The sequence below is a fragment of the Methylobacterium sp. NMS14P genome, from assembly GCF_028583545.1.
Lineage (GTDB): Bacteria > Pseudomonadota > Alphaproteobacteria > Rhizobiales > Beijerinckiaceae > Methylobacterium.
Genome location: NZ_CP087106.1, coordinates 134,462 through 152,916, shown reverse-complemented (window position 1 = coordinate 152,916; position 18,455 = coordinate 134,462). Strand labels below are relative to the sequence as shown.

Below are 18,455 nucleotides of genomic sequence, written 5' to 3'. Positions count from 1 at the left end.
CCGCGATGAGCACCAGCGCCCGTCTCGCCCTACTCGGACCGCACGGTCTCGACGCGGAGGGCCTAGCGGATTTCGTGGCGGCCCTGAAGGCCGCCAGCGAAGCCGGCGATGTCGCCGCCGTGATCCTGAGGCTCGCGACCACCGACGAGCGCGGGCTGACGGCCCGCGTCAAGTCGGCCGCCCCGATCGTGCAGGAGCGCGGCGCGGCCCTGGTCGTCGCCTGCCCGGGCTTCGCCGGCGACCTCGCCACGGTGGCGATCCGCGGTGGGGCCGACGGCATCCACGTCGACAAGCCGCGCGACCTGAAGGACCTGCGCGGCCGGCTCCGAGAGGGGCGCATCCTCGGCGCCGGCGGCCTGGAGACCAAGCACGGCGCGATGGAGGCCGGCGAGGCCGGGATCGACTACCTGATGTTCGGCGGCCTGTACCCGGACGGCGTCGCGCCCGAGGCGGAGACCGTGCGGGCGCGCGCCGCGTGGTGGGCCGAGATCTTCGAGACGCCCTGCATCGCGGTGGCCGCCGCCGCCGACGAGATCGCGCCGCTCGCCGCGACGGGTGCGGAGTTCGTCGGCCTGGAGAGCGGCCTCTGGCTGCAGGACCCGGGCGCGGTCGAGCGGGCCCAGCGTGCCGTCCGGGAGACCGAGGCGTGAGGAGCCGCGACGTTCGTCTGGCGGCCTTCGCCGGCGCCGCGCTTCTGGCACTGCCGGCCTCGGCGGCCTCGGGGGCGGCCGACCCGGCTCGGACCGCGGCGCCCGGGTCGATCGGTCCCGCGGCGCAGACCGGCAAGACGCCGATGCCGGAACTGCCGAGCCCGTACACGCCGAACTACTCGCGCGGCGCCGTGCCGCCGGCGGGCGGCCAGCCGCCGGATTTCGCCTACGGCGCCTACCAGAAGGGCCAGTACGTCACCGCCTTCCGCGAGGCGACGAAGCGCATTGAGGCGAATCCCAAGGATGCCGCCGCCATGACGCTGCTCGGCGAGCTGTACAATCAGGGCCTCGGCGTGAAGCAGAATCCGGTCAAGGCAGCCGACTGGTACCGCCTGGCCGCCGCGCAGAACGACGCGTCCGCCATGGCCTCGCTGGGCTTGATGGCCCTCGACGGCCGCGGCATGCCGAAGGATCCGAAGGCCGGGCGACGCTGGCTCGAGCAGGCGACGGCCCACGGTTCGCCGACCGCGGCCTACAATCTCGGCCTGATCCTGATCGGCACCGGCGCGACCGCCGACGAGGCGGCGGCGGCCGCGCAGTTCCGCAAGGCGGCCGACGCCGAGATCGGCCCGGCCCAGCACGACCTGGGCGTGCTCTACCTGCAGGGCCGCGGCGTGGCGAAGGATCCCTCGAAGGCCGCGGAGCTGTTCCGGCGCGGCGCCGACAACGGCGATCTCGCCAGCGAGGTCGAGTACGCGATCCTGCTGTTCAACGGCAACGGCGTCACCAAGGACGAGCGGGCGGCCGCCCGATACTTCCTGCACGCGGCCTCGCGCGGCAACGCCATCGCGCAGAACCGCGTGGCGCGGCTCTACGCCGTGGGCCGCGGCGTGAACAAGAATCCCGTGGAGGCGGCGGCGTGGAACCTCGCTGCCGCCGGACAGGGCCTGTCCGACGCGTGGCTGGATCAGACCCTCTCCGGTCTGTCGGCCGACGAGCGCACCCGGGCGGAGCGCCTCGCCAACGAGCGGATCGAGCAGCGCTGAGCCGCTAGGCCTCGGCCTTGGACCAGTCGACGCCCGCCTCGAGGTGCGGCAGCAGGACGACGCTCTCCTGCTCGTTCGGGTCCGTCCGGGAGATCACGGCCGTGACGGGCTCCGTCTGGCTGCGGTTGTAGGGCAGGTGCGGCACGTCGGCGGCGATGTAGACGAACTCGCCGGCACCCGCGATCGCGTGATTCTCCAGCCGCTCGCCCCAGAAGCAGCCCGATACACCCGACAGCACGTAGATCGCGGTCTCGTGGGATTCGTGCTTGTGGGCGTGGGCCCGCTCGCCGGGCGGGATCTCGAGGAGCTGCATGTGCAGCGCCCGCGAGCCCACGGCCTCGGCCGAGATCGCCGGCCGGTAGATGTGTCCCTGCTTGCCGCGGAACGGCGCACTCTCGTGCACCACCCGGAACCCCTGGTTCTCCGTGTCGGACGCGGAACTCATGGACCTTCCTCCACTCTGAAGGCGGGATCGACCGGGACCTGCAGGCCGTTGACCAGCGCGTTCGTCTGGTTGGCCATCCCGACCACCGCCAGGAACTCGCCGTGCTGGGCGTCCGTCAAGCCCTTGGCCCGCGCCGCCGCGGTGTGCGAGTGGATGCAGTACGGGCAGCCATTGGCGATCGAGACCGCGATGTAGACCAGTTCCTTGGTGACGGGATCGAGTGTCCCCGGCCCCATGACGATCTTCAGGGTGGACCACGTGCGCTCGAGCAGCGCCGGATCGTTGGCGAGGCCGCGCCAGAAATTGTTGACGAAGTCGGATCCCCGGGTCGCCCGGATGTCGGCGAAGACCGCGCGGACGCGCGAGTCGGCCTCGGCCTCGGCCTCGGCGTCGGACCAGAGTTTCACGGTCGCCATGGCAGCCCCCTCCCCGCTGGTCCCGTCCTCACAGCTTGCACGCACCCTCGAGCGCGCGGTTCTCCGCCTCGGAGAACAGGCGCGAGCGGATATGGAAGCGCTTCTCCCGCCCGTTCTCCAGCGAGAACATGCCGCCGCGGCCCGGCACCACGTCGAGGATCAGGTGCGTGTGCTTCCAGACCTCGAACTGGGACCGGCTGATGAAGAAGTCCGCGCCCCCCACCGTGCCGAGATTCACGTCGCCATCGCTCACCAGGAAGTCGCCCACCGGGTAGCACATGGGCGAGGAGCCGTCGCAGCAGCCGCCCGACTGGTGGAACATGACCGGGCCGTACTCGCTCCGCAGCTCCTCGATCAGGGCGAGGGCCACCGGGGTGGCGGTGACCCGCAGGGGTGTCCCGTCGACGCCGGCCTGCTCGGCGACATTGGCGTCCGTGATCTGGTCCGAACTCATATGCTCCTCCCTGGCGATGCCTGAATATGCGGCGTTCCCGGCGGGTTTCCACTGCGCGGCGCGCCGGATGCCGGCCCCGAGCGGTCGCGTCGCGCATTGTGTCGGCGAAGGGTGGCGGTCACCGCCCGGCGGACGGGGAGCCCGCACGACGTCGGTTCGAACACGCGCCGCCTGCCTGGTCCTGGCCCCGATCGGTCTCGCCGGCCCAGCCGACGCCGGGCCGGTCGTCCTCCGCGTCCGGCCCCACTGGCATCCCCTGTTCGTGCAGCACGCGCGGCGCGTCGCGGGAAATCCCGACGTCGCGACCGACAACCCGATGGGCGTGGTCGGCCGGGACGGCCCGCCGGACGACGTGCCGAGCGTCGGCGGCGATTCCGGGCCGATGCCCCCCGGCTCGATCGTCAGCGCGCCGGTCGAAGGTCACGGCCTCGGCCTCCACTGAGCGGGGCGATCCGGGATCGAAAAAGCCCCAGCCTTGCGGCCGGGGCTGAAGTTGTCTCGGGGGGTTAACCCGGGAAGAAACTCAGAAGAACCCGAGCTTCTTGGCCGAGTAGCTGACCAGCATGTTCTTGGTCTGCTGGTAGTGATCGAGCATCATCTTGTGGGTCTCGCGGCCGATGCCGGACTGCTTGTAGCCGCCGAAAGCCGCGTGGGCCGGGTAGGCGTGGTAGCAGTTCGTCCAGACGCGGCCGGCCTGGATCGCCCGGCCGAAGCGGTAGGCGCGGGTCCCGTCGCGGGTCCAGACACCGGCGCCGAGGCCGTAGAGCGTGTCGTTGGCGATGGAGAGCGCCTCGGCGTCGTCCTTGAAGGTCGTGACCGACAGGACCGGCCCGAAGATCTCCTCCTGGAAGATGCGCATCTTGTTGTGGCCGCGGAACACCGTCGGCTTCACGTAGAAGCCCTCGGCGAACTCGCCGTCCTTGACGTTCCGCTCGCCGCCCGTGAGCAGCTGCGCGCCCTCCTGCCGGCCGATGTCGATGTAGGAGAGGATCTTCTCCATCTGCTCGCCCGACGCCTGGGCGCCGATCATCGTGGCCGGATCCAGCGGCGAGCCCTGGGTGATCGCCTCGACGCGCTTCACCGCGCGCTCCATGAACCGGTCGTAGATCGATTCGTGCACGAGCGCGCGGCTCGGGCAGGTGCAGACTTCGCCCTGGTTGAGGGCGAACATCGTGAAGCCCTCGAGGGCCTTGTCGAAGAAGTCGTCGTCCTCGTTCGCCACGTCGGCGAAGAAGATGTTCGGCGACTTGCCGCCGAGCTCCAGCGTCACCGGGATCAGGTTCTGCGACGCGTACTGCATGATGAGGCGGCCGGTGGTCGTCTCACCCGTGAAGGCGATCTTGGCGATCCGCGGCGACGAGGCGAGCGGCTTGCCCGCCTCGAGGCCGAAGCCGTTGACGATGTTGAGCACGCCCGGCGGCAGCAGATCGCCGATGATCTCCATCAGCACCAGCACGGAGGCCGGGGTCTGCTCGGCGGGCTTCAGGACCACGCAGTTGCCGGCAGCGAGCGCCGGAGCCAGCTTCCACACCGCCATCAGGATCGGGAAGTTCCACGGGATGATCTGGCCGACGACGCCCAGCGGCTCGTGGAAGTGGTAGGCCACCGTGTCGTGGTCGATCTCGGAGATCGAGCCTTCCTGTGCCCGCACGCAGCCGGCGAAGTAGCGGAAATGATCGATGGCGAGCGGAATGTCGGCGTGCGTCGTCTCGCGGATCGGCTTGCCGTTGTCCCAGGTCTCGGCGAGCGCGATCAGATCGAGGTTCTCCTCCATCCGGTCGGCCATCTTGAGGAGGATGCGGGCGCGCTCGGCCGGCGCCGTGCGGCCCCAGGCCTCCTTGGCGGTATGGGCGGCGTCGAGGGCCTTCTCGATGTCCTGGGCGTCGGAGCGGGCCACCTCGCACACCACCTTGCCGGTGATCGGCGAGGTGTTCTCGAAGTAGCGGCCGGCCGCGGGGGCGACCCACTGGCCGCCGATGAAGTTGTCGTAGCGGGCCGAGAAGGGCGACTTGACCTTCGAGTCGCCGAGGAATTCCGGCTTGTTCATGGCTATGTTCCCTCCGTGGGCCCCGGCCTCGCGAACCGCGGCTCTTGGGCTTAAGCTGGCGCTCGAGCGACCGATCGTGGGGGTCGCATCCGCTTCCGCTCTGTTCGCAGCCAATGGCTTTTGGCCTGCCGAATCAAGGTGGACTTTTGGCCAGTGCGCGAGTGGGGCGATCCTACGCGCTTCCCGGCGTCATCGCGAGCGGGCAAAATTCCCGGCTCGGACCCGTCCCGTTCCACCACGCGCGGCCGCCGAGCCGCTCGGACGATTGGCCGAATCACCGTGCGCGCCGGAGGCCCGCGCGGCGGCTCAGCCGAGCAGGGCGAGCGGAACGGCCGCCGCCGCGAGCGGGAGCGCCGCCAGGGCCGCGGTCCGCAGCCAGGTCGGCCGATAGGCGACGATCGCCACCACGGCCAGCGCGGAGCCGGTCAGCGACCCGACCCACTGCACCGGGCCGAAATTCCAGCCCGCCACCGCGACGGCCGCCGCGAACGAGAGCCCGAGCCCGCACCAGCCCGCCATCCGCAGGCTGCCGACGCGCGCCTTCGGCACGCCGACGCGGTAGGCGGCCCGGTGATGCCGGTCGAGGCTGAGGGCCAGGGCCGCGAAGCCCGAGAAGCTCAGGAGCAGGCTGAGGATCAGCGCGGCGGATGTCATGCTTCGACCGTCCGTGACAGGCTGGCCTCGGCGGGGCGCGCCGCCGCCAGCGTTCGCCGGGTCGCCAGCCAGGATCCGAGGCCGAGGGTGACGCCCACGGCCAGCAGGGCGGCGTCGAAGGCGAGGAAGCGCTGCTGACCGACGAGGAGCGCGTCCACCAGCGGGATCGCCAGGAAGGCGCAGGCCGGCACGGCCAGGGCGAGCGACCACGCCCGCGGCCGCGGATACAGGGCCGCGGCGAGGGCGGCGACGACCCAGGCGGCGAAGAACGCGCGCACCTCCCAGTCCGCCCGGGCCCCGAGCCCGTCGGGCAGCAACCGGTTCGCGAGGAGATAGGCGGCGAGGCCCACCGGCAGACCCGCGATGGTGCCGAGGTTGAGGAACCGCACGAGCCGCAGGCCGAAGCCCTCGGGATCCGCGCCCTTCGGCGCCCGCGCCACGGTCCAGAGCACGAGGCCGCTCGCGACCGTGGCGGCGCCCATCACGCCGCAGAGGAAGAACAGGAGGCGCAGGGGCGCGGCGGCGAAGTGCGCCTCGTGCAGTCCCGCCATCACGGCCCCGGTCCGGGTCGCGGCGCCGGCCTCGCCGACGCGGGCGATCTCCGCGCCGGTATCGGCCGCGTAGGCGATCTGCGGGTGCAGGTGCGCGAGCCCGTGCGGCTCCTCGAAATACGCCGTCACGGTGGCGCCGGCATCGCCCGGATGGGAGACGAGCATGACCTCGGGCACTTCCCCGCCGGCCGCCGTGGCGCGGGCGACGATCTCGCCGAGCGGCAGCGGCGTGCCGGGGCGCCCGGCCGGGGCCGCGCCCGGCGTCGCGAGGCCGGCCTCGGCGTAGTAGCGCAGCATGTCGTTGCCGTAGACGGCCTTCAGCCCCCAGGGCATCAGCATCGCCGAAAGGGTGACGAGGCCCGTGTAGACGATCATCAGGTGGAAGGGCAGCGCCAGCACGCCGACCACGTTGTGGGCGTCGAGCCAGCCGCGCTGCGCCGAGCGGTCGCGCCGGAAGGTGAAGAAGTCCGCGAAGATGCGCCGGTGCGTCACGATCCCGGAGATCAGCGCGATCAGCAGGACCATGGCGCAGGCCGACACGATCCAGCGGCCCCAGATCGGCGGCAGGCTCAACTCGAAGTGGAAGCGGTACAGGAATTCGCCGCCGCGCGTGTCGCGGACGCCCGCGGGCTCGCCCGTGGCGGGATCGAGCAGCGCGTGGTGGAACGGGCCGCCCGGATGCTGCCACCAGTACACCTCGACGGCCGAGGTCTCGGCGCTCGGCAGCTTGATCGACCAGCCGGCCGCGTCCGGCATGGTCTGGCGCAGGAACGCCCCGGCCCGCGTCGCCGCGGCCGCCGGATCAGGGGCCGTCGCGGACAGTTCCGGCCGCATCCACTGCGAGATGTCGGTGCGGTAATAGCTGGCGGTGCCGGTGACGAAGATGGCGAACAGCACCCAGCCGACCACGAGGCCCGACCACGTGTGCAGCCACGCCATCGCCTGGCGGAAGCTCCGTGCCGGGCTCAAGCGACCGCTCCGGGCGCGAAAGCGCCGGCGAGCCACAGGGCGCCGGTCAGCAGGAGCGTCGTCAGGCCGAGGACCAGGGCCGCCCGGCCGAGGGTGCGGGCCGCGAACACCCAGATCACCGCGCCCGCCATGATGGCGAAGCTCGCCAGCGTTCCGGCCGAGACCGCCTCGGCCCGCGGAAGGGGAAGAATCAGGGCCAGCAGCGCGCTCGCCAGGGCTGCGACCGTGTAGCCGCCGAGCGTCGCGAGCAGCACCCGCCCGGCGACCGCCGCGCGATCGGCCAGCGTCGGCATGGTACGGGCGCTCATGGCGCCACCTGTCGTTCCCGTGAGCCCATGGCGCGACCTAGCAGCGGCCGAGGCCGCGGCGCAACGCCTATATTCCGGAACGATTCCAGTGTGAAAAGAGGTGTTTAGGACGGGGCGTCGCCGCGCGCGGCGGTGCTCCAGCGCGCCCGGCGCCTGTTCTCAGAAGCCGGCGGCTCCCGGTGCTCCGTCGCGCGCGGACTTGCGGATCGCCACGGCCGCGCTCCGGGCACTCGGCGGGAGATCGGCCCCGGGATCCGGTCTGGTGGAGGCCGCGGCGGATCCGGGCGCCGGGCCCGTGGCGCGGCCGTCACGCGCGTGTCCCCAGCCGTAGCCGGCGTTGACCCCGGCGTAGAAGCCCGTGAAGTCCTCCGCCCGGGCACTCCCCGCGAGCAACATCAGAGCCGTGGACAGCAGCAGGCGGCGCATGGGTCGTCCCGAAACGAGGAAGGCGGCGGCCCCGCAGGGAGCCGCCGCCTCGCAGTCTTCGCGCGGATCGCGGCGGCAGAGAGACCGCCGCGTGATCCTCAATCCTCGACGTTGATGCTCTGGGCCTCGCGGCCCTTCTGGCCCTCGACCACGCCGAGCGTGACCTGCTGACCTTCGGCGAGCGAATCGAGACCGGCGCGGGACAGAGCGGAGCGGTGGACGAACACGTCCTTGCCGCCGTCGTTGACCGAGACGAAGCCGAAGCCCTTGGCGGGATCGTACCACTTCACGGTCCCGCTCATCTCGACCGACGGGCCGCCGGCGGAACGGCCACCGCCGCCACCACCGTAGCCGCCACCACCGCCGCCGCCGTAGCCGCCACCACCGCCGCCGTAGCCGCCGCGGTCGCGATCACCGTAGCCGCCGCCGGCACCAGCGCCGAAGCCGCCGGTGCGCGGACGGAACTCACGCCGGGGCGCGGGCGCCTCGGCCGTGGATGTGTCAACGCTGGTGACGCTCGTGACCTGCGGGCCCTTCTGGCCCTGGGCCGTCGTGACCGTCAGCCGGGTGCCCGGCATCAGATCGTCGTGGCCGGCCGCCTCGACAGCGCGGATGTGGAGGAAGGCATCGCCCGAACCGTCGCCGAGTTCGACGAAGCCGAAGCCCTTCTCCTTGTTGAACCACTTGACCGTCGCATCGCGCTCCGGCCCGGACGCGACCGGAGCCGCGCCACGCGACGGGCCGCGATCGAAACCGCCCCCGCCGAAACCACCGCCGCCACCGCCGAAACCACCGCCGCCGCCGTATCCGCCGCTGGGGGGAGCCTGATCAGGCCATCTCGGCTCGCCACTCTCGTCGAAGCCGCGCTTCTGCGGCCCTCTGAAATCACGACCACGTCCCATAGAAAGCTCGCAAAAACCGTCCGCCGCCCTTGTCTCGAATACCGCGTGCGCGCCATCCCAGACAGCCCACGCCCCGCACTATCATTACCCCAGGTCGCGGTAACCAAGAATAACGCCCCAGTCCTGACGCAATTGGGCCTTGACCGCAAGGACCTTCTTGGCCCAGAGGCGCCCGTTTCGTTACTTTCTTGCGGCAAACAACGGAGTCCGCCCCCGCCTCCCGGCCGACCCTTTCTCATTCGAGGGAGTACGTTAGCGAAACGCAAAGGCTGTCCGGCTAGACTCGGCCCCGCGCCCCGCAGAACCGGCCGGCCATGATCGCGACACCGACTTTCCCCGATCTCTCCGCTCTTGTGGTCGACGAGAGTCTCTACATCCGCCGAATCGTGCGCGACATGCTGATGCGAGTCGGCATCAAGCGGGTGCTCGAAGCGCCGGACGGGGCCGAGGCGCTCGGCGTGCTCGCCGAGAGCAAGCCCGACATCAGCATCATCGACTGGGACCTGTCGATCCTGTCGGGCGAGGAGTTCATCCGGCTGGCGCGGACGCCGACCACCTCCCCCTGCCCCACGATCCCGATCATCCTGATGCTGGCCCAGCCGCGCCGGAACGTGGTCGACCGGGCGGTGACGCTCGGCGTCAACGAGATCATCGCCAAGCCGTTCTCGCCGAAGACGCTGTGGTCGCGGCTGGACGAGGTGATCAACCGGCCCCGCCCCTACTCGCAGGTGAAGAGCCTTCTCCGGCCGATCCCGCGCCGGGCCAGCGCAATGAAGGCCGTCGCCTGACCGCGACCGCGATGGGACATTGCAGTTCGCCGCCGAGCCTGTAGGGTCGCAGATCAACAAAGGCCGAGCGCGCTGCTCAAGGCCGACCCGAAGGATCGACGGCCGCGCCGATGAGGGACGAGACCGCCGCGGCCGCGCCGTCCCGAATTCAGACCGGCGCGGTGCCGCTTCAGACGCAAGCGTCTGCTTCTATACCGGGCCGTGAGCGTCGGCGCGCTGCCTACGCGGCGCTCGACCTCGGCACCAACAACTGCCGCCTGCTGGTCGCCGAGCCGACCTTCAGCGGCTTCCGCGTGATCGACGCGTTCTCGCGGATCGTGCGCCTCGGCGAGGGTCTCGGCACGTCCGACCGCCTGAGCGAGGCGGCGATCGAGCGGACCGTCGAGGCCCTGCGGATCTGCCGGGCCAAGATGCAGGCCCGCGGGGTGCAGCGGGCCAAGATCATCGCCACCGAAGCCTGCCGCCTCGCGGTCAACGGCGGCGCCTTCGTGGAACGCGTCCGCCGCGGCGTCGGCCTCGACCTCGAGATTGTCGACCGGCAGACCGAGGCCTATCTCGCTGTCACCGGCTGCGCGGCGCTCGCGGATCCGATGGCCGAATCGGTCATCATCTTCGACATCGGCGGCGGCTCGACCGAGATCGCGTGGCTGGACGGCGCGGCCGCCAACCCGTCGACCGACCCGACGCTGCGGATCCGGGCCTGGGATTCGCTTCCGGTCGGCGTGGTGACGCTGGCCGAGCGCCACGGCGGCGCCGAGGTCACCCGACGGATGTTCGAGGGCATGGTCGAGGAGGTGGCCGAGAAGCTCTCGGCCTTCGCGCTCCGGGCCGCCCCCGCGGCGACGGCGCCGCATTTCCACCTGCTCGGCACTTCGGGTACCGTGACGACCATCGCCGCGATGCATCTGCGGCTCGCCCGCTACGAGCGTCGGCGCGTCGACGGGTTGTGGATGAGCGACGACGCGGTCTCGACCGCCATCGACGACCTGCTCGACACGCGGCTCGAGCAGCGCGCCGACAACCCCTGCATCGGCCGCGACCGTGCCGATCTGGTGCTCGCGGGCTGCGCGATCCTCGAGGCGATCCGCCGGGCGTTCCCCTCGGAGCGCCTGCGCATCGCCGATCGCGGCCTGCGCGAAGGATTGCTGATGAACATGATGCGGGAGGACGGGGTCTGGAACCGGAAGGCGGTCCGATGAGGGCGGCGCGATGAGCGACCGGCGCGGCGGCGCGAGCTCTGGCGGCGGCGTCCGGGGCGAACTGAAGCAGCGGGTGAAGACCGGCCGCGGACGGACCCTGTCCCAGAAGCGCTGGCTCGAGCGCCAGCTCAACGATCCCTACGTGGCGCGCGCCAAGCGCGAGGGCTACCGGTCGCGGGCCGCCTACAAGCTCCTGGAGATCGACGAGCGCTACAAGCTCCTGCGGCCCGGCCAGAAGATCGTCGATCTCGGCGCCGCGCCGGGGGGCTGGTCGCAGGTGGCCGCGCGGGTTGTCGGGCCGACGGGCCGGGTCGTGGGCATCGATCTCCTGGAGATCGAGCCGATGGCCGGGGTCGAGTTCATCACCCTGGACTTCCTCGATCCCGAGGCCCCTACCCGGCTGACCGGCATGCTGGGCGGCCCGGCCGACCTCGTCATGTCCGACATGGCCGCCAACGCCACCGGCCACAAGAAGACCGACCACCTGCGCATCATCGGCCTCGCCGAGACCGCGGCGGAATTCGCCCGCGAGATCCTGGGTCCCGGCGGCGCCTACCTCGCCAAGGTGCTCCAGGGCGGCACGGAGGGCGCGCTGCTCACCGACCTGAAGCGCGACTTCGCCACGGTGCGCCACGTCAAGCCCGCCGCGAGCCGGGCCGATTCGAGCGAGCTCTACGTCCTGGCGACCGGCTACCGCGGTACGGCGGCCCGGCCCGCGCCCACCGACGAGGACTGAGCCGCCCGGCGATGCTCCTCGCCTGGGTCCTGTCCGTCCTCAACCCGGCGCCGCTGCCCCTGCGCCGGCTCGGCTATGTCCGGCAGAGCGGCCTGCTCCACGCCCGCTCGCGCCGCTGCCGGACAGCCTGGGCGCCCCACCTCGCGCGGGCGCGGAGCGTGATCGCGGCGGCCGCCGAGCGGACCCGGGAGCGCCGGCACGCGGTCGTGCTCGGCTCGGGCCTGCTCGACGACGTCCCGCTCGACGCTCTCGCCCGCCTGTTCGGCCGGGTCAGCCTCGTGGACGCCGTCCATCCCTGGCCGGCGCGCCTCGCCGCCCGCCGGCACCCGAACGTCGCGCTGGTGACGGCCGAGATCAGCGCCGGTCTGGCCGGGGCCTGGGCCGATCTCTGCGCGGACGCCGACCTGATCGTCTCGGCGAACCTGCTGTCGCAGATCCCGCTCGTCCCGATCGACGCCCATGAGGCGCGGGGCCACGAGGCGCCGCCGCGACTCGGCGCGCACCTCGTCGAGGCCCATCTGGCGGCCCTGGACGCCCTCGCGGCGCGCGTCGAGTGCGTCTGCCTGATCACCGACACGGTGCAGCGCGAGGAGGATCGGGCGGGCCGGACCGTCGACAGCGCAGATCTGCTGTTCGGGATCACGGTCCCGCCTCCGCCGGAAACCTGGGACTGGGAGATCGCGCCGTTCGGCGAGATCGGCCGGCGCCGCCGCCTGATCCACCGCATGCACGCCTACCCGGACTGGAAGGCCGCGCGGCGGTCGGCGCGCTGAGCCGAACGTGAAGAAGGCCGCCCCGGTTGCCCGGGACGGCCTCTCGACGGTGTCATCCGTGATGGCGGCTCACTCGGTCGGCACGTCCGCCGCCGGCGTGGTCGCGCCCCCCTCCTCGGCAGCGCTCTCGAAGCGCGGGCGCCGACGGCGGCGGGGCTTGGCGGCCGGGGCCTCCTCGGCCGCCGTCTCCGGCTCGGGAGCGGTCGACGGCTCGGCCGCGGGCGCGGGACGCGCGGGCGCCATCAGGAAGGCCGGCAGGCCCGTGGGCTCCTCGGCCTCCACGGCGGGCGCGGCCTCGCGGCGGCGCTCGCGGCGCGGCGCCGCCTCACCCTGGCGAACGGCCTCGCCGCGCGGTGCCCGCTCGGGCCGGCCCTCGGGACGGGCCTCCTGCCGGTTCTCAGAGCGCGGGGCGTCGCCGCGCCCGTTCTCGTAGCGGCCCTGGTCGCCGCGGTTGTCCTGACGGGCGTCCTGGCGGCTGTCTTGCCGGCCGTCCTGCCGATTGTCCGGACGGTCCTGACGATCCTGCCGGCCCTCGTTCCGATCCTGGCGGTAGTCCGGACGGCCGTAATCCTGGCGGTCCTGACGATCCTGCCGGTTCTCCGGGCGATAGTCCTGCCGCTGGTAGTCCTGGCGCTGATAATCCTGACGCGGCTGGTCCTGGCGCCGGTAATCCTGCCGGCCGTTGTTGTCGAACCGGCGCTGGTCGCGGTTCTGGAACCGGTCACGGTTCTGGCGACCGTCCTGATTCCCGTCCGGACGGCTCTCGTAGGGCTGCGGCTGCTGGCCGGGGTCGTTGTCGTCGTAGCCGTTGTAGGCGTGACCGTTCTGCGATCCGCCATTGCCCTGGGCGTCGTCGTCGCCCTCATCCATGTCGTCGTCGTAGGGACGACTGGCGTAGCCGCCGGTATTGGCCGGGCGAGTCTGGTCCTGAGCGCCAGAGACAATACGGAAGTAGTGCTCGCCGTGCTGAAAGTAGTTTTCGGCCGCAACCGGATCGCCGGCCGCCAGAGCATCCCGCGCGAGCTGCGCGTATTTGTCGGCGATGTGCTGCGCGGTGCCGCGGATTTTGACGTCGGGACCGTTGGATTCGTAGGAGCGCGTCAGCGGATTCGGACCCTTCGGCCGGTTCCGGCCGCGCATCCGTCGATTCTGGTTTGGTCTCATCGGTCTGTAATGACCCTCGTTCACGCAAACGACTGTCTACGGAGGCGCCCGGGCGGATGTCGTGGCGCAGTCCGGCCAAGCGCATCCGGCGGCGCCGCGCGTGGGACCGCTCTTCGGTCCGCGCGTCTGCCTGACCATCCCTCGAACCGAGCGCCCGGTGACAGCCGCCGATCGTCAGTCGATTGTCAGGTTCGAATGTGTCGTCCCGCCGCGCTGGCACCGGCGCGTTCTGGTTCGACGGTTAAGGGGGATCAGCGAACCAATCGGCGACCCATGGTCACCACCGACCTTACAGCCGTCCGTCTTAACGGACGGTTCGCGATCTTCAAGCCGACTCTAGCGTTCCCCGGTTGATGCAACAAGCAATTTTTCGGTGCCGGGATGGTCGACCCAGACTTAGGCATCCCTGTGGCCGGAAAAAAGACCCTCCGGCCGGTCGAAACACAGCACACGGTCGTGACCGGCGAGGTCGCGGGTCAATCCGCGCTCGCGGTAGCCGGCGGCGCGCGCGAGATCCGTCACGGCCGCCGCCTGATCGTAGCCGATCTCGAGCACGAGCAGGCCGCCGGGGGCGAGACGCCCGCCCGCGCCTTCGAGGATCCGCCGGTAGGCGTCGAGGCCGTCGACGCCACCGTCGAGGGCGGCGGCCGGGTCGTGCCCGCGGACCTCGCGCTCCAGGGTCGCGATCACGGCGCGGGCGATGTAGGGCGGGTTCGAGACCACGAGGTCGAAGCGGCCCCGCAGGGCGTCGCACCAGTCGCCGGCGACGAATTGGGCCCGGTCGCCGACGCCGTTCGAGACGGCGTTGTCCCGGGCCACGCGCAGGGCGCCCTCCGAGCGGTCGAGCCCGATGCCGGTGGCCCTCGGTCGCTCGGACAGGAGGGCCGTCAGGATGCAGCCCGTTCCGGTTCCCAGGTCCAGGCAGCGGAGCGGCGCCGCGCGGTCGGGCCGCGCGGCCAGCGCGACCTCGACCAGGATCTCGGTGTCCGGGCGGGGCACGAGCGTGTCGGGGCCCAGCCGGAACGGCAGCCCCCAGAACTCCCAGGCGCCGAGGATGCGGGCGACCGGCTCGCCGGCGAGCCGCCGGGCCAGCGCCGCCGCGAGGGCCGCCGCGCCCGCCGCTCCGACCCGGCGATCCCCCTCGATCAGGAGGTCGCGAGTCTCCAGGCCGAGGATGCCGAGCAGGAGGAAGCGGGCGTCGCCCGCCGCTTCCGCGACGCCGCCGGCGTGCAGGCGCGCCGTCAGCGCGCGCAGCGCTTCGCGGCGGGTCAGGTCCTGCATCGAGTCCGGCGTCACGGCGCGGCTCAGGCCATGCCCTCGGCGGCCAGCAACTCCGCCTGGTGCTCGGTGATCAGGGCGTCGACCACCTCGTCGAGGGCGGTCCCGGCCATGACCTCCTCGAGCTTGTAGAGCGTTAGGTTGATCCGGTGGTCGGTCACCCGGCCCTGCGGGAAGTTGTAGGTCCGGATCCGCTCGCTGCGGTCGCCGGAGCCGACCTGCGCCTTGCGGTCGGCCGCCCGGGCCGAGTCCTTGGCGCTGCGCTCGGCGTCGTAGAGACGCGCCCGCAGGAGCGCCATGGCGCGGGCGCGATTCTTGTGCTGCGACCGCTCCTCCTGGACGAAGACCACGATGCCGGTCGGCAGGTGGGTGATGCGGATCGCCGATTCCGTCTTGTTGACGTGCTGGCCGCCGGCGCCCTGAGCCCGCATCGTGTCGATCTTCAGGTCCGCGTCGTTGACGTGGATGTCGACTTCCTCGGCCTCGGGCAGCACCGCGACGGTGGCGGCCGAGGTGTGGATCCGCCCCTGCGTCTCGGTGTCGGGCACCCGCTGCACCCGGTGGGCGCCGCTCTCGAACTTGAGGCGGGCGAAGACCCCCCGCCCCTTCACCTCGGCCACGACCTCGCGGAACCCGCCGACCGTGCCCTCGCTCTCGGAGATCACCTCGACCCGCCAGCCCTTCGACTCGGCGTACTTCGCGTACATCCGGAACAGGTCACCGGCGAACAGGGCGGCCTCGTCGCCGCCGGTTCCGGCGCGGACTTCGAGGATCGCGCTCTTCTCGTCGGCGGCGTCCTTGGGCAGGAGCAGCAGCTGGAGGTCCCGGTGGGCGGCCTCGAGCGCCTCCTGCGCCTCCGGCTTCTCCTCGGCGGCGAGCGCCCGCATCTCCGGATCCGTGCCCGGCTCGTCGATCAGGGCCTCGACGCCCGCGAGGTTCTCCAGCGCGGCGCGGTAGGCGCGGATCGCCGCCACGACCGGGTCGAGGTCGGAGAGCTCGCGGGAGAGCTGGACCACCGTCTCGGGATCGATCTCGCCCGAGGCGAGCTGCGCGGTGACGATGTCGTGCCGCGCCAGGATGGCGTCGAGGCGCTCGGTGGGAAAGGGGATCATCGCCCGTGTTTCTGCAGGTCTGCGCGTGCGGTTCCGGGCCGGGCGCGGGTCCCGTCCCGCGGGACGGGGACGCGTGGCTTCGAGGGTGTAGGACCCGGCAGGACGTCCCCCGAATCCACGCCTCGTCCGTCCGAGAGCGGAAGCCGCGGCGCGTCGACCGAAATCGTCGTGGCGTTGCCGTACAACCCCGGCCGAATGTTCGGCAAGGGTCGCGTTCGCGCTTAGATAGGGATGCCGCGCGCGTGCGCGAAGGCCGTGAGCGCCGGGCGAAGGGAGTCGCCGTCGTGCATCCGCGCCATCTCGGCGTCGATCAGCTCGGCGATCGCGGCCGCGTCGAGGCTCAGCACCATCGCCTTGACCGGGCCGATGGCGGCCGGCGACATCGAGAGCTGCCGGTAGCCGAGACCGATCAGCGCCATGGCGTCGAGGGGCCGGCCGCCGATCTCGCCGCAGACCGTCACCGGGCAGGAGGCCGCGTTGGCCCGCTCGGCGATCAGCCGGAACGCGCGGAGCGCCGCGACGCTCAGCGGATCGAACCGGTCGGCGACGCGCCGGTTTTCCCGGTCCACCGCGAACAGGAACTGCATCAGGTCGTTCGAGCCGACCGAGAGGAAATCGGCCTCCTTGGCGATCTCGTCGATCTGGAAGAGGAGCGAGGGCACCTCGATCATCGCGCCGAGGCGGCAATCGGTCGGGAGCCGGTAGCCGTGGCGCTTCAGGTAGGCCTTCTCGCGCTCGACGATCCCGCGGGCGCGCACGAACTCGTCCACCGTGGCGACCATCGGGAACATGATCTTGAGCGGGTCGCCGTCGGCCGCCTTCAGGAGGGCGCGCAGCTGCATGCGCAGCAGCGCCGGCCGGTCGAGGCCGATGCGGATCGCCCGCCAGCCCAGCGCCGGATTCTCCTCCTCGAGCTTGGCCATGTACGGCAGGATCTTGTCGCCGCCGATGTCGAGGGTGCGGACCGTGACGGACTTGCCGGCCGAGGCCGCGAAGACCTTGCGGTACAGCTCCTCCTGCTCGGCCGCCGACGGCATCCGCTGCGCCACCATGAATTGTAGCTCGGTGCGGAACAGGCCGACGCCCTCGGCGCCCGTCTCCTGCAGATGGCTGAAATCCACCAGCAGGCCGGCGTTGAGGTGCAGGCCGACGCGCACGCCGTCGCGGGTCTGGGCCGGGACGTCGCGCAGCGCCCGGTACTGCTCCTGCCGGCGGGCGCGCAGGCGCACCATCTCGGCGTAGGCGGCCTCGACCTCGGGACCGGGCCGGACATGGATCTCGCCGGCCACGCCGTCGACGATGATCGCGTCGCCGGCATCGCACAGGGCGGTCGCGTTCTCGACCTCGCCCACCGCCGGGATGCCGAGCGCCCGTGCGACGATGGCCACGTGACTGGTCGGACCGCCCTCCTCCAGGACGATGCCGCGAAGGGTCGAGGCTTCGTAATCGAGGAGCGCCGCCGGCCCCATGGTGCGCGCCACGAGGATGGCATTCTCGGGCAGCACCAGGGCGCCGGCCGCCTCGGGCCCGATCAGCGTGCGCAGGACGCGGTTGGCGAGGTCGTCGAGATCGTGCAGCCGCTCGCGCAGGTACGGATCCGATTGCCGCATCATCCGGGCGCGGTTGTCCGACTGGACCCGCTCGACCGCGGCCTCCGCGGTCAGGCCCGAGCCCACGGCCTCGCGCATCCGGCGGAGCCAGCCCTTGTCGTGGGCGAACATCCGGACGGTCTCGAGGACTTCGCGGGACTCCGCCGTGCCGATCCGGTCGCCGCGCTCCACCAGGGCGTCGATCGCCGAGCGGACCTCCTCGATCGCCGCGTCGAGGCGCGCGACCTCGCGCTCGACGTTCTCGGCGATCAGCGTCTTCACCACGACGCGGGGCTCGTGCAGCACCACGTAGCCGAGGCCGATCCCGTCCGCGAGGGCGATACCCCGGGCCAGGACCGGGCGCCGGGCTGCCGTGCCGGCGTCCGGCGCCAAGCCCTCCAGCTCGCCCGAGGCGATCATCTCCGAGAGCACCATGGCGGTGGTCTGGAGCGCCTCGATCTCCTCCTCGGAGTAGACGCGGTAGGTCTTGTTCTGGACCGTCAGGACGCCGAGCGTGTTGCCGGCGCGCAGCAGCGGCACGCCCAGGAAGGCGTGATAGGCCTCTTCGCCCGTCTCAGGCCGGTACGAGAAGGCCGGGTGGTTCTGGGCGTCGGACAGGGAGAGCGGTTCGGCCGTGCGCGCGATGAGGCCGACGAGGCCCTCGTCGGTGCGCATGCGGGTCTGGTGCACCGCCTCGCGGTTCAGGCCCTCGGTGGCGAACAGCTCGAGGGTGTTGTCGTCGCGCAGCACGTAGACCGAGCAGACCTCGGCCACGACGTTGGCGGCGATCAGGACGACGATGCGGTCGAGGCGCGCCTGGGGGCTGACCGGCTCCGCCATCGCTTCGCGGAGGCGGCGCAGCAGCAGGCGCGGGCCTCCGGGCGCAGCGGGCATCGGTTCGTCGTTCCAGCGTCGGTGAGTGGCCTTGGCGTCGACCACCCTGCAACC

20 protein-coding genes are annotated in these 18,455 nt (G+C 71.9%); 7 read left to right on the top strand and 13 right to left on the bottom strand.

The genetic code is table 11. The annotated features are described in order from the left end of the window. Positions 1-5: 5 nt before the first annotated feature. A complete protein-coding gene (locus LOK46_RS00775) occupies positions 6-650 on the top strand; it encodes a thiamine phosphate synthase (protein WP_273562025.1) in 645 nt (214 codons plus the stop codon). Then, entirely contained in the window at positions 647-1,696 is a 1,050-nt protein-coding gene (locus tag LOK46_RS00770) for a tetratricopeptide repeat protein (protein WP_273562024.1), read from the top strand. The genes LOK46_RS00775 and LOK46_RS00770 overlap by 4 nt, the downstream gene beginning before the upstream one ends. Positions 1,697-1,700: 4 nt before the next feature. Here LOK46_RS00770 and LOK46_RS00765 read toward each other — a convergent pair whose 3' ends face one another. From LOK46_RS00765 to LOK46_RS00755, 3 genes are read right to left on the bottom strand one after another with little or no spacing between them, the layout of a single operon-like run. Beyond that, positions 1,701-2,141, bottom strand: a complete 441-nt coding sequence (locus LOK46_RS00765) for a cupin domain-containing protein (RefSeq protein ID WP_273562023.1) — start codon at positions 2,139-2,141, stop codon at positions 1,701-1,703. Then, on the bottom strand, positions 2,138-2,557 hold the full coding sequence (locus LOK46_RS00760) for a carboxymuconolactone decarboxylase family protein (protein ID WP_273562022.1): 420 nt from the start codon (positions 2,555-2,557) through the stop codon (positions 2,138-2,140). The genes LOK46_RS00765 and LOK46_RS00760 overlap by 4 nt, the downstream gene beginning before the upstream one ends. A gap of 28 nt (positions 2,558-2,585) precedes the next feature. Beyond that, positions 2,586-3,011, bottom strand: a complete 426-nt coding sequence (locus tag LOK46_RS00755) for a DUF779 domain-containing protein (protein WP_273562021.1) — start codon at positions 3,009-3,011, stop codon at positions 2,586-2,588. Between the two features lie 262 nt (positions 3,012-3,273). Between LOK46_RS00755 and LOK46_RS00750 the strand changes: the two genes are divergently transcribed. Next, positions 3,274-3,453: a hypothetical protein gene (locus tag LOK46_RS00750; RefSeq protein WP_273562020.1), complete on the top strand. Its 180-nt coding sequence runs from the start codon at positions 3,274-3,276 to the stop codon at positions 3,451-3,453. 81 nt (positions 3,454-3,534) lie between these two features. Here LOK46_RS00750 and adh read toward each other — a convergent pair whose 3' ends face one another. The 6 genes from adh to LOK46_RS00720 all read right to left on the bottom strand — a co-directional run bounded on the left by adh (position 3,535) and on the right by LOK46_RS00720 (position 8,868). Beyond that, complete coding sequence (adh, locus tag LOK46_RS00745) at positions 3,535-5,058, bottom strand: aldehyde dehydrogenase (RefSeq protein WP_273562019.1); 1,524 nt, start codon at positions 5,056-5,058, stop codon at positions 3,535-3,537. A 306-nt stretch (positions 5,059-5,364) separates the two neighbouring features. Then, positions 5,365-5,712: a DUF3325 domain-containing protein gene (locus LOK46_RS00740; RefSeq protein WP_273562018.1), complete on the bottom strand. Its 348-nt coding sequence runs from the start codon at positions 5,710-5,712 to the stop codon at positions 5,365-5,367. Next, entirely contained in the window at positions 5,709-7,202 is a 1,494-nt protein-coding gene (locus LOK46_RS00735) for a PepSY-associated TM helix domain-containing protein (protein ID WP_273564727.1), read from the bottom strand. Before LOK46_RS00735 ends, LOK46_RS00740 begins: the two co-directional genes overlap by 4 nt. A 26-nt stretch (positions 7,203-7,228) precedes the next feature. Then, on the bottom strand, positions 7,229-7,540 hold the full coding sequence (locus LOK46_RS00730) for an iron transporter (protein WP_273562017.1): 312 nt from the start codon (positions 7,538-7,540) through the stop codon (positions 7,229-7,231). A gap of 159 nt (positions 7,541-7,699) precedes the next feature. Then, positions 7,700-7,966, bottom strand: a complete 267-nt coding sequence (locus LOK46_RS00725) for a hypothetical protein (RefSeq protein ID WP_273562016.1) — start codon at positions 7,964-7,966, stop codon at positions 7,700-7,702. Positions 7,967-8,064: 98 nt separating this feature from the next. After that, positions 8,065-8,868: a cold-shock protein gene (locus LOK46_RS00720; RefSeq protein ID WP_273562015.1), complete on the bottom strand. Its 804-nt coding sequence runs from the start codon at positions 8,866-8,868 to the stop codon at positions 8,065-8,067. Positions 8,869-9,182: 314 nt separating this feature from the next. On the opposite strand from LOK46_RS00720, the gene LOK46_RS00715 reads away from it, so the two are divergent. From LOK46_RS00715 to LOK46_RS00700, 4 genes are all read left to right on the top strand, one after another. Continuing rightward, positions 9,183-9,656: a response regulator gene (locus LOK46_RS00715; RefSeq protein WP_273562014.1), complete on the top strand. Its 474-nt coding sequence runs from the start codon at positions 9,183-9,185 to the stop codon at positions 9,654-9,656. A gap of 110 nt (positions 9,657-9,766) precedes the next feature. Then, positions 9,767-10,855 (top strand): Ppx/GppA phosphatase family protein, encoded by a 1,089-nt coding sequence (locus LOK46_RS00710; RefSeq protein ID WP_273562013.1) that lies wholly within the window; start codon positions 9,767-9,769, stop codon positions 10,853-10,855. 10 nt (positions 10,856-10,865) lie between these two features. Further along, positions 10,866-11,591: an RlmE family RNA methyltransferase gene (locus tag LOK46_RS00705; RefSeq protein ID WP_273562012.1), complete on the top strand. Its 726-nt coding sequence runs from the start codon at positions 10,866-10,868 to the stop codon at positions 11,589-11,591. A gap of 11 nt (positions 11,592-11,602) precedes the next feature. Continuing rightward, entirely contained in the window at positions 11,603-12,364 is a 762-nt protein-coding gene (locus tag LOK46_RS00700) for a hypothetical protein (protein WP_273562011.1), read from the top strand. A 69-nt stretch (positions 12,365-12,433) separates the two neighbouring features. On the opposite strand, the gene LOK46_RS00695 is transcribed toward LOK46_RS00700, so the two are convergent. The 4 genes from LOK46_RS00695 to ptsP form a co-directional block, all read right to left on the bottom strand. Then, the gene (locus LOK46_RS00695) at positions 12,434-13,504 is read right to left on the bottom strand and encodes a DUF4167 domain-containing protein (RefSeq protein WP_273562010.1); all 1,071 of its coding nucleotides are present in this window, start codon (positions 13,502-13,504) and stop codon (positions 12,434-12,436) included. 420 nt (positions 13,505-13,924) lie between these two features. Further along, positions 13,925-14,824 carry a peptide chain release factor N(5)-glutamine methyltransferase gene (prmC, locus tag LOK46_RS00690; protein ID WP_273562009.1) on the bottom strand — a complete coding sequence of 300 codons (900 nt, stop codon included), beginning with the start codon at positions 14,822-14,824 and terminating at the stop codon, positions 13,925-13,927. A gap of 8 nt (positions 14,825-14,832) precedes the next feature. Then, positions 14,833-15,918 (bottom strand): peptide chain release factor 1, encoded by a 1,086-nt coding sequence (prfA, locus tag LOK46_RS00685; protein ID WP_056521837.1) that lies wholly within the window; start codon positions 15,916-15,918, stop codon positions 14,833-14,835. A 221-nt stretch (positions 15,919-16,139) separates the two neighbouring features. Then, a complete protein-coding gene (ptsP, locus tag LOK46_RS00680) occupies positions 16,140-18,401 on the bottom strand; it encodes a phosphoenolpyruvate--protein phosphotransferase (protein ID WP_273562008.1) in 2,262 nt (753 codons plus the stop codon). Between the last annotated feature and the right edge of the window lie 54 nt (positions 18,402-18,455).